The 9,071-nt window shown below is 74.3% G+C and carries 7 protein-coding genes; 4 read left to right on the forward strand and 3 right to left on the reverse strand.

Features of this window, described 5'->3' with window-relative positions; genetic code table 11:
* The first annotated feature begins 61 nt into the window (after nt 1-61).
* Both ACZ60W_RS23605 and ACZ60W_RS23610 read left to right on the forward strand, forming a co-directional pair.
* A complete protein-coding gene (locus ACZ60W_RS23605; protein WP_469757330.1) occupies nt 62-1,333 on the forward strand; it encodes an AAA family ATPase in 1,272 nt (423 codons plus the stop codon).
* Nucleotides 1,334-1,398: 65 nt separating this feature from the next.
* Nucleotides 1,399-2,682, forward strand: a complete 1,284-nt coding sequence (locus tag ACZ60W_RS23610) for a vWA domain-containing protein (protein ID WP_469757340.1) — start codon at nt 1,399-1,401, stop codon at nt 2,680-2,682.
* Between the two features lie 292 nt (nt 2,683-2,974).
* On the opposite strand, the gene ACZ60W_RS23615 is transcribed toward ACZ60W_RS23610, so the two are convergent.
* The 3 genes from ACZ60W_RS23615 to ACZ60W_RS23625 all read right to left on the reverse strand — a co-directional run bounded on the left by ACZ60W_RS23615 (nt 2,975) and on the right by ACZ60W_RS23625 (nt 5,750).
* Nucleotides 2,975-3,433 carry a hypothetical protein gene (locus tag ACZ60W_RS23615; protein ID WP_469757331.1) on the reverse strand — a complete coding sequence of 153 codons (459 nt, stop codon included), beginning with the start codon at nt 3,431-3,433 and terminating at the stop codon, nt 2,975-2,977.
* 247 nt (nt 3,434-3,680) lie between these two features.
* Nucleotides 3,681-3,953 (reverse strand): hypothetical protein, encoded by a 273-nt coding sequence (locus ACZ60W_RS23620; protein WP_469757332.1) that lies wholly within the window; start codon nt 3,951-3,953, stop codon nt 3,681-3,683.
* 639 nt (nt 3,954-4,592) lie between these two features.
* Nucleotides 4,593-5,750: a glutamate--cysteine ligase gene (locus tag ACZ60W_RS23625; protein WP_469757333.1), complete on the reverse strand. Its 1,158-nt coding sequence runs from the start codon at nt 5,748-5,750 to the stop codon at nt 4,593-4,595.
* A 543-nt stretch (nt 5,751-6,293) separates the two neighbouring features.
* On the opposite strand from ACZ60W_RS23625, the gene ACZ60W_RS23630 reads away from it, so the two are divergent.
* The gene (locus ACZ60W_RS23630; protein WP_469757334.1) at nt 6,294-7,451 is read left to right on the forward strand and encodes a PP2C family protein-serine/threonine phosphatase; all 1,158 of its coding nucleotides are present in this window, start codon (nt 6,294-6,296) and stop codon (nt 7,449-7,451) included.
* Between the two features lie 258 nt (nt 7,452-7,709).
* Nucleotides 7,710-8,930, forward strand: coding sequence for a metallophosphoesterase (locus ACZ60W_RS23635; RefSeq protein WP_469757335.1), 1,221 nt, complete (start codon nt 7,710-7,712; stop codon nt 8,928-8,930).
* Nucleotides 8,931-9,071 lie beyond the last annotated feature (141 nt).

A 9,071-nucleotide genomic window follows, 5' to 3' on the forward strand; every position in this document is an offset into this window, starting at 1 on the left:
CGCGCTCCTCCGACTTCCCTCCCGACGGGTCACCCGTCCACGAATCCCCCAGGTGATGCCCATGACGTCCAGTACCCTCCACCCCGTCCCCCTGATCCCGGCCGCCGAACCCACCCAGCTCGGCGTCGCCGACGACCTCCTGAGTCTGCTGCGGACGACGACGACCGAGCCGCGCCGCGATGAGCAGTTGGAGGCGTTGACGCTCGCGGTGGCGGCGGATCTGCCCGTACTCCTCTGGGGCGAGCCGGGCATCGGCAAGACCGCCGCGCTGACGCAGCTCGCGGCGTCGCTCGACCTGCCGTTGACCACGGTGATCGCAAGCGTGCACGAGCCGACGGACTTCTCCGGGCTGCCGATCGTGGGTGAGGACCCGGCGGTGAACGGGGTTCCCATGGCTCCGCCGCAGTGGGCGGTGGAGCTGGTGCGGGCTGGGCGGGGGCTGCTCTTCCTCGACGAACTGTCGACGGCGACGCCGGCGGTTCAGGCGGCGCTGCTGCGCGTGGTCCTGGAGCGGAGGGTCGGGGCGCTGCAGTTGCCGCCCGGGGTGCGGATCGTGGCCGCCGCCAATCCGCGTGCGTCGGCCGCGGACGGCTGGGAGTTGAGCCCGCCGCTGGCGAACCGGTTCGTGCATCTGTACTGGGTGCACGACCGGGACGTGGTGGTGCGTGGCCTCGGCGGGGTCTGGCCGAGCGCGGAGCTGCCGCGCCTGGACGGGGCGGGGCTGGCGGACGCGGTGGGGTTCGCGCGCCGCGCCGTGTGCGGATTCCTGAGCGCGCGGCCGACGCTGATCCACCGGCTGCCGACGACCGAGACCCGGCGGGGCGGTGCCTGGCCGTCGCCCCGCAGCTGGGAGGCCGCGATGACGCTGCTCGCCTTCGGGACGGCCGCTGCCGTCTCCCGGGACGTACTCGCGCTGCTGGTCCGGGGCACAGTCGGGGACGGGCCCGGTCTCGAACTGCTCGCGCACATCGACCGGATGGAACTGCCCGACCCCGAGGGGCTCTTGGCCGATCCCGGTGCCGCCGTGCTGCCCGAGCGCGGCGATCTGCGGCAGGCCGCGCTGGAGGCGGTGGTGGCCGCTGTCGGCGCGCGTCCGGACCGGGAGCGCTGGGAGGCGGGATGGTCTGTGCTCGTGAGGGCTCTGGAGACCGGCGCGCCGGATCTGCTGGTCGGGCCGGCAAGAGCGTTGGCGGGTTTGCGGCGGGAGGACTGGGAGGTGCCCGCGGCGGTGGAGCGTCTCTCCTCGGTGATCGGGCTCGCCCGGCGTGCGGAGGACTCGGTGGCCCGGAGCGGGTCGGCCGGGGCCGCGCGTGCGGCGGGGGCGCGGGGATGACCGGGTCCGTGAACCAGCGGAGGCCGCACGCGGCGGACCGTTCGGCCCGTCCCCTCCCCCGCCCGATGGCGCCGCCTCCGCCGCCGCGGCCGGTACGTGTGGAGGTGCCCGGGCCCTTGCCCGGACCCGCGGTGCCGCTGGACAGGGAGAAGCTGCTGGCCGCGCGGCTGCACGCGGTCACCGTGCGCCCGTACCTCGCCGATGCGCTGTTCGCGCTGCACGTCGTGGAGGACCGGTCGGTGCCGACCATGGCGGTGGACGCGTACTGGCGCTGCTACGTCTCCCCGTCGTTCGTGGCGCGCACCCCGCCGGATGAGCTGGCCGGCGTATGGGTGCACGAGGTGTCCCATCTGCTGCGGGACCACCACGGGCGGAGCGAGCAGTACGCGAAGGAGCACGGGGAGGGCGGGTCCGGCCGGCGCCTGCGGCAGAACATCGCGGCGGACTTCGAGATCAACGACGACATCTACGGCGACGGCCTCCCCCTGCCGGCGGGCGCCGTGCGGCCGGCGATGCTGGGCCTGCCGGACGGGCTGCTGATGGAGGAGTACCTGCGGAGGTTCTCGATGGCCGGCCGCACCCCGCGGCTCGCCTGGCTCGACTGCGGAAGCGGCGCGGACGGGCATGCGCGGCCCTGGGAGCTGGGGCCGGAGGGGTCGCACGGGTTGACCCGGCAGCAGCGGGACGCCGTGCGCTTCCGGGTGGCCGACGCGATCACCGGTCGGCCGGGGGACGCGCCGGAGGGGTGGAAGCGGTGGGCGGACGAGGCCTTCCACCCGCCGCAGCCGTGGCGGCAGCTGCTCGGCGCCGCGGTCCGCGCGGCCGCGGGCGCGCCGGGCGTCGGCGAGAACCACAGCTACCGGCGCCCGTCCCGGCGCTCGGCCGGCGTGCCCGGTGTCGTACTGCCGAGCCTGCGCCGGATGCCGCCCCGCGTGTGCGTCGTGATCGACACCTCGGGGTCGGTCAGCGACGCGGAACTGGGCAGCGCGCTGCTGGAGGTGGCTGCGATCTCGCGAGCGGTGGGCGGACGCCGGGATCTCGTCTCGGTGATCTCCTGTGACGCGGCGGCCGGCGTCGCCGTACCGCTGTGCCGCGCCGAGAACCTCGAACTCATCGGCGGCGGCGGCACGGACCTGCGGTCGGGCTTCGCCCGCGCCCTGCGCTCCCAGCCCCGACCGGACGTGATCGTCGCCCTGACCGACGGTCAGACACCGTGGCCGTCCCGACAGCCGCCCTGTCGCACGGTCGTCGGGCTCTTCCCGCGCCCGATCCCTTCCGCGGGGGACGACGACCCGGAGTACGTTCCCGACACGCCGCCCGTGTGGGCGCGTGTCGTCCCCATCGGGTGACGGGGCGGCGGGTGGCGGAGGGGCGTGCGGGCGGCCACGGCATGGCCGGCCCGAGGAGTCCTGCTCCCAAAGAAGTCTGGGGCGCCCTCCGGAAGCGGTCAACCGACGCCTGCCCGCCTGACCTGGGCTGTCCCGCTGCACGCGCGCGTCCGCCAGTCCGGCGCGCCGGAGGTCGCTCGGACGAACTCCTCCATAGCCACCGTGATCGACGTCCTACCGGCTGCGCTTTCCATGCCTCCGCGCTCGCGGCATCACGCCACGGAGCGCTCGCCGCGCCCCTGCGAGGCCGGCGTCATGCGCAGCCCGCTTCATCCTCCTCGGCGAGCGTCGAACGGAGTCTGCGCACCATGGAGGGCGGAAGAAGCGGGTTGTCGGAGGGGGACGTCGCATCGAATCCACGGCGGACGCTGCGCAGGCGGGCAGCAGCGCTTTCGGCGCCGGCGGTGCTCCTCTTCGAGCGGTGCCGGAGAGTGGCGTCGACGACGGCGCCCAGCGGCGCATCGGGGAACTTCTGCCAACGCTTGGGGCGTCGGCCCTTCATGCGCTGCTCCACGGCCTCGGCACGACCATCGTCGGGTGGGCCCAGGAGTGTCGTCAGCGCGGTCTGTGCGTGCCGCCGGTTGGCGCTGTTGGGGAAGCGCTTGTTTCGACGGATGTTCCTGCGTGAGCTCTTGTCGTTCTCGCCGTAGGCGTTCCGACGGTCTTTGAGGTAGCTCAGCCGCTTCTTCTCCTGAGGAGTCTTGCGCTTCACCGTGATGTGCCTCCTCCGGCTCCAGGAGCGCCAGAGTAGCCATGTGCGGATGCGCCGACCGAGGGGCGGACACGTCCGTGGGCCACGGTCTTTGGCAGGCGGTCCCACCCATTCCCCACGTTGTCCCCGCGCGGACGCACCCCGTCCGGCGCGTCCTTCGCCGGGCGGGCGCCGGGGCTCTTCCGGGCCGCCGCCCCGACCATCACCTGACCCGCCCGACCCCCGACCCCCCGACCGGCCGGCCGGCTCAGGCGGCCGTCGCGGTCGGCGGCACGATCGTGGAGACGGTCTCGAGGACGAGGGGGATGCCGAGGGCTCCGCAGAGGCGGCGGGTGCGGGCGAGGACGCTGAGGGTGGCGGGTGAGGGCGGGCCGGGGTGCAGTGTGATGCGGAGGAGTTCAGGGCGGTAGGCGAGGACGAGGACCTCCACCTCCAGGGCCGCGGCTGCCCTGGCGGGGATGTCGAGGTCGGGGAGGACGAGGTGGAGGGTGCCGTCGGCGTGGCTGGCGTGAGGGAGCATGGGCGTCGTCTTTCGCTGGAGCCTCCTGCCGCAGCGCCGAAGGGCTGCGGGAAGCGGGGTGCCGGGCCGGACGGAGAGGCTGGGGCGGGGTTAGCGGCCGGCCGACGGGACGGGGGGCGCCGTGCTGGGCCTGGGGACGGGAGCGTGGTGCTCCTGGCCCGACCACACGGCGGCCCTCTCGCGTTGATCGAGGGTGAGGCCGGTGGCTCGGGTCAGCTGCTCGATGCTCGTGCGCCCGCAGGCGGCCGCGGCGCGGGCCACCTGGCCCGGCCATAGTTCCTCGTCCGGGTGGGCCCGCCGGCCGCGGGCGTGCCGCGGGGGCTTCGGATGCTTCGGGCCGCCAGCGTGATCCGGTCGCTCGCCGTCACGAGCCGCGGCGTCGGCGAGGGGGGAGGAGGGGTCCCGCACCACGGCGGACCACCGGGTGTCGGCGGCGCGTCCGCATCGGTCGCGGACGGCGGCCGGCGATGGGGGCGGAGGCACGTCCGGGGCAAGAGCCTTGTCCGCCATGTCCGCACCTCCTGACCTGAACGCGAAACAGCGTGTCTCCCCGCATGCAGCATGCCCCTCTGCGGCGCGTTGAACAGCCCTCGCAGCGAAATGTGCCGCGCCCGCGCATATGTCCCGGCCTCCGGATTCTCAGCCGGTGCCCTGCTCCTCCGTCGTGTCGCTCTCTCCCGTCCCGGCCTCGGTGGTGATCCGGGCGCAGGCGCGGACGACGTCGCCGAGGTCCTGGCCGCTCTCGAAGAGGTCGCGCTGGCGTCGTGCTCCTCCCCCGCGCACCAGGAGGTCCTTGAGGGCGGCGCGTGCACGGTCGAGGTCGCCGGTATCCCGCAGGGCGGCCTCGGTGTGGGCGATCAGGATGTCGAAGGCGGCTTCCGGAGCGATCGGACGCAGGGTACGGGGGTCGGGGAGGGGGCCTTCCGGTCCCGAGCGGGCGGCCTGCCAGGCCGCGAGGCGGAGGACCTCGACGGGGACGCGGGGGACGGGGCTTCCCGACCGCCAGGCGCGGGCCTCGGTCTCGACCAGGGCGCGGGCGAGGGTGGCCACCAGCACCGTGGTGTCGGGTTCGAGACAGACGTCCGCGACGCGGATCTCGACGGTGGGGAAGTTGTGGGAGAGGCGGGCGTCGAAGTAGATCATGCCCTGGTCGCGCAGGACGCCGGTGCTCAGCATGTCGCGGACGCGGGCGTGGTAGCCGGCGGCGCTGCCGAACGGCTCGTACGGGCCGGCCGAGGGGAGGCGGTACCAGACCCGGCTGCGGTAGCTGGCGTACCCCGTGTCCTTGCCCTGCCAGTAGGGCGAGTTGGCGCTGATCGCGGTGAGCAGCGGCAGCCAGGGACGGATCCGGTCGAGGACGGCGACGCCTTCCTCGTCGGACTCGACGGAGACGTGGACGTGACACCCGCCGGTGAGCTGTTCCTCCGCGGTCAGGGCGAACTGGTCGGCTACCCAGCGGTACCGCCTGCCGAGGTTCCGCGAGGGCTCGACGGCGAGCGGGGAGGTGGCCAGGGCGGCGACCTGCGCGCCGACGCTTCCGGCGTGGCGCCCGGCCTCGCCGCGCCACCGGACGATCTCCTCGCGCAGCGCGCCCATGTCGGCGACGGGGCGGGTGGCGAACTCCAGCTGCTCCTGGTGGAGCTCCTTCTCGAAGACGTCCCCCGCCTCGTCCCCGGCTGCCGCGGCGAGGACCGCGGACGACAGGGCGAGCGGCTCCCCGGTCCGGGCGCTGACGAGGAGCAGTTCCTCCTCCACCCCTACCGTGCGGGTCCTGTGGTGCGTCGGGGTCTGAGTCACGCGGTTTTCCTTCCGGGCGGAGCGTCGTCGCGCTTCGGTGCGCCTCCGGCGCGTACCCCGCATCGGACGGATCAGCCCGGCCGGCGCGGCGCGCCTTCCCCGGGAACGGGGAAGGCGACCGTCCCGCGCCGGAGGGGGATTCCGGGCGGGACGGTCGCGGAGCCAGGCGCCTGCGAGCGGGGGGATGGCTGCAGGCGGGTCCGGCCACAGAGGCAGTCCCTTGCGCTCCACCGACCGCGTACCCCCTCGGTCCCACCTCACACCCTGCGGGTGCGGATCGACCGTGGCGGGTGGGGAGGGGCCCGGACGGCTCGGACGGGAGTCCGTGGCGCACCCGGGGGCCTCTGCGCGTTTGGTGCCGCGCCCGGCCCGGCCCGGCCCGGTCGGTCGCCGGCCGGCCGGCCGGCGGGTGGCGGGAGGCGGGCGACGCGTCGCGTCGCTCGCGAGCCGCCGTACGACCGGGACCGGCGGCGCTTAGGCTCGGTACACAGTGGTCAGGGAGGGCAACCCGACGAAAGGCCCGGTATGGAGCCCCGTGGGAAGGTGCTGTCGGATCTGGTCGTCAGGTCGCGTCTCGTCCCGGGCCGGGACCTGGCCGAGCTCGTCGCCCAGGCGGGCCGCCGGATGGGCCTGAGCGGAGCCGCCGTGTACGTGGCCGACCTGCAGCAGCTCACGCTGGTGGCGCTCCCCCGCTCTCCCGACGCCGAGGAGCAGACCCTCGCCGTCGACTCCTCACTGGCCGGTCTCGCCTACCGTGCGCAACGGACGCAGCGGTCGGGGGACGGCGGCACCGCGTGGGTGCCCTTGATCGACGGCGCCGAACGGCTCGGCGTACTCAAGGCCACGGCTCCCGGCGTCGACGACGACATGGTCCAGGAGTGCGAGGCTCTGGCCGACGTGGTCGCGCTGCTGCTCGATTCGAAGTCGATGCACGGCGACGCACTCGTCGAGGCGGAGCGGCGCAGACCGATGACCGTGCAGGCGGAACTGCTGTGGGCGTTCCTGCCACCCCGGACGATCGGCACCGCGCGGGTGACCTCGTCCGCGTTCCTGGAGCCGGCCTACGACATCGGCGGCGACGCCTTCGACCACAGCCTCGTCGGCGGAGCACTGCACCTGACCTTGCTGGACCCGATGGGGCACGACCTCGCCGCGGGGGGAGCCAGCGCGGCCGGTCTGGCCGCCTGCCGCGCCACGCGCCGCTCCGGCGGAACGCTGGAAGACATCGTTCCCGCGATCGAAGACGTCCTGAGCCAGTGGTTCACGGACCGGGTGATGACGGCGATCATCGCCAACCTGGACACCGAGAGGGGCATCTTGACCTGGGTCAACTGCGCGCATCCGCCGCCCCTGCTCATCCGCGAGGGCCGAGTGGTGCACGGCGCGCTCGAACGGGAGGCCGAACTACCGCTCGGCTGGGGATTCCACACCGCGGCTCCGCCCGCGGTCCACCGCCAACACCTCCAGCCCGGTGACCGGATCCTGCTCTACAGCGACGGCTTCACCGAAGCCCGGTCTCCGTCCGGTGATCTCTTCGGCGAGGAACGGCTGAGCGACACCGTGATCCGTGCGACGGCCGCCGGTGACCCCGCACCCGAGGCCCTGCGGCGCCTGGTGCAGAACCTCCTTCACCACCAGCACAGCCGGCTCCGCGACGACGCCACCATCCTCCTCGCGGAATGGCACCCCGGCCCTCGCTGACCGGCCGTCGCCCTCACCGACGTCGGTCTGGTGGCCGCCCCCGGACGGACCTGCCGGGGCCCGGAGCGCACACCCCTCCCCCACGGCGGACAATGGTCTGCGCAGGAGACTCCGGCGCGTGGCCGGGGCGCGAGCAGGGCGTGGGCGGCGGTTCACGGCGAGGGCACCGGCGGACGGCGGGCACGGAGACCGTGCCGCGGCGGACGTCCGGCTCCGCTTCTCGTGCGATCCGCCGGGCAGCACCTCTGGAGGGGACGTATGACCGAGACCAGCAACACCGAATCCGCCGCGAGCGAGGTGCCGGGAGCGTCACGGAGCCCCCTGCAACGGCTGATGCGCTACATCCCCCTGGTGGCACCGCTCCTCCTGTGGGCCGTGCCGTGCTGGGTCCTCCTCCACACCGGTCAGCGCTGGCCGCTCCCCGTGACGCTGATCGGCACGGCGTCGTTCGTCCTCGGTCTGATCGGGATGCCGCTGGCGATGATGCGCGGCCACGGCCGTCGCCAGCAGGACCGGGCCGCGATCGTCGGTGCGTCGCTGCTCGGCGGTGTCTGGGTGCTGTTCACCTGGTCCGTGCTCCTGGGCGTCCTGCTGCGGCTCGCCCTGACGGTGGCGGGTGTCGGGGACGGTCAGGACCGGGCGCGGATCGTCACCTGGGCCGTCCTCGGGGTGACCGCCGTGCTGCTCGCCTGGGGGTACGGGGAGGCCCGCCGCGTGCCGCGTGTGCGGCGGCTCGACGTGACGCTGCCGCGTCTGGGGGCCGGACTGGACGGCACGCGGGTCGCCCTGATCACCGACACGCACTACGGTCCGCTCGACCGTGCCCGCTGGTCGGAACGGGTCTGCGAAACGGTGAACACGCTGGAGGCTGACCTGGTGTGCCACACCGGCGACATCGCGGACGGCACGGCCGAACGGCGTCGCGCGCAGGCAGCGCCGCTGGGCACGGTGAAGGCGACGCGCGCCCGGGTCTACGTCACGGGGAACCACGAGTACTACAGCGAGGCCCAGGGCTGGGTCGATCTGATGGACGAGCTGGGCTGGGAGCCGCTGCGCAATCGTCATCTGCTGCTCGAACGGGGCGGTGACACCCTCGTGGTCGCGGGCGTCGACGACGTGACGGCGGAGTCCTCCGGTCTGGTGGGCCACCGTGCGCACCTCGCCGGAGCACTCCAGGGCGCCGACCCCGACCTGCCGGTCCTTCTCCTCGCCCACCAGCCGAAGTTCATCGACCGGGCGGTCGAACGGGGCGTGGACCTCCAGCTCTCCGGCCACACCCACGGTGGCCAGATCTGGCCCTTCCACTATCTGGTGCGCATCGACCAGCCCGTCGTCGCCGGCCTCAGCCACCACGGCGCGCGGACCCTGCTCTACACCAGCCGCGGCACCGGGTTCTGGGGGCCGCCCTTCCGGGTCTTCGCCCCGAGCGAGATCACGCTGCTCGTCCTGCGCTCCCCACGGCAGGCGGCTTCCTCCTGAGGAGTCCCGGCGGTCGTGCGAGCCGGTCCCGCCGTGCCGACGACCGACCTGTCGGGGGGGGGGGGGGGGGGGGGGGGGGGGGGGGAGGGGGGGAGGGGGGGGGGGGGGGGGGGGGGGGGGGGGGGGGGGGGGGGGGGGGGG

This window comes from Streptomyces sp. NPDC104202, from assembly GCF_055584185.1.

Excerpts from the sequence above, each read along its gene's own strand:
- ACZ60W_RS23605 (WP_469757330.1), top strand. The coding sequence starts at position 62 with ATGACGTCCAGTACCCTCCACCCCGTCCCCCTGATCCCGGCCGCCGAA.
- ACZ60W_RS23610 (WP_469757340.1), top strand. The coding sequence starts at position 1,399 with ATGGCGCCGCCTCCGCCGCCGCGGCCGGTACGTGTGGAGGTGCCCGGG.
- ACZ60W_RS23620 (WP_469757332.1), bottom strand. The coding sequence starts at position 3,953 with ATGCTCCCTCACGCCAGCCACGCCGACGGCACCCTCCACCTCGTCCTC.
- ACZ60W_RS23635 (WP_469757335.1), top strand. The coding sequence starts at position 7,710 with ATGACCGAGACCAGCAACACCGAATCCGCCGCGAGCGAGGTGCCGGGA.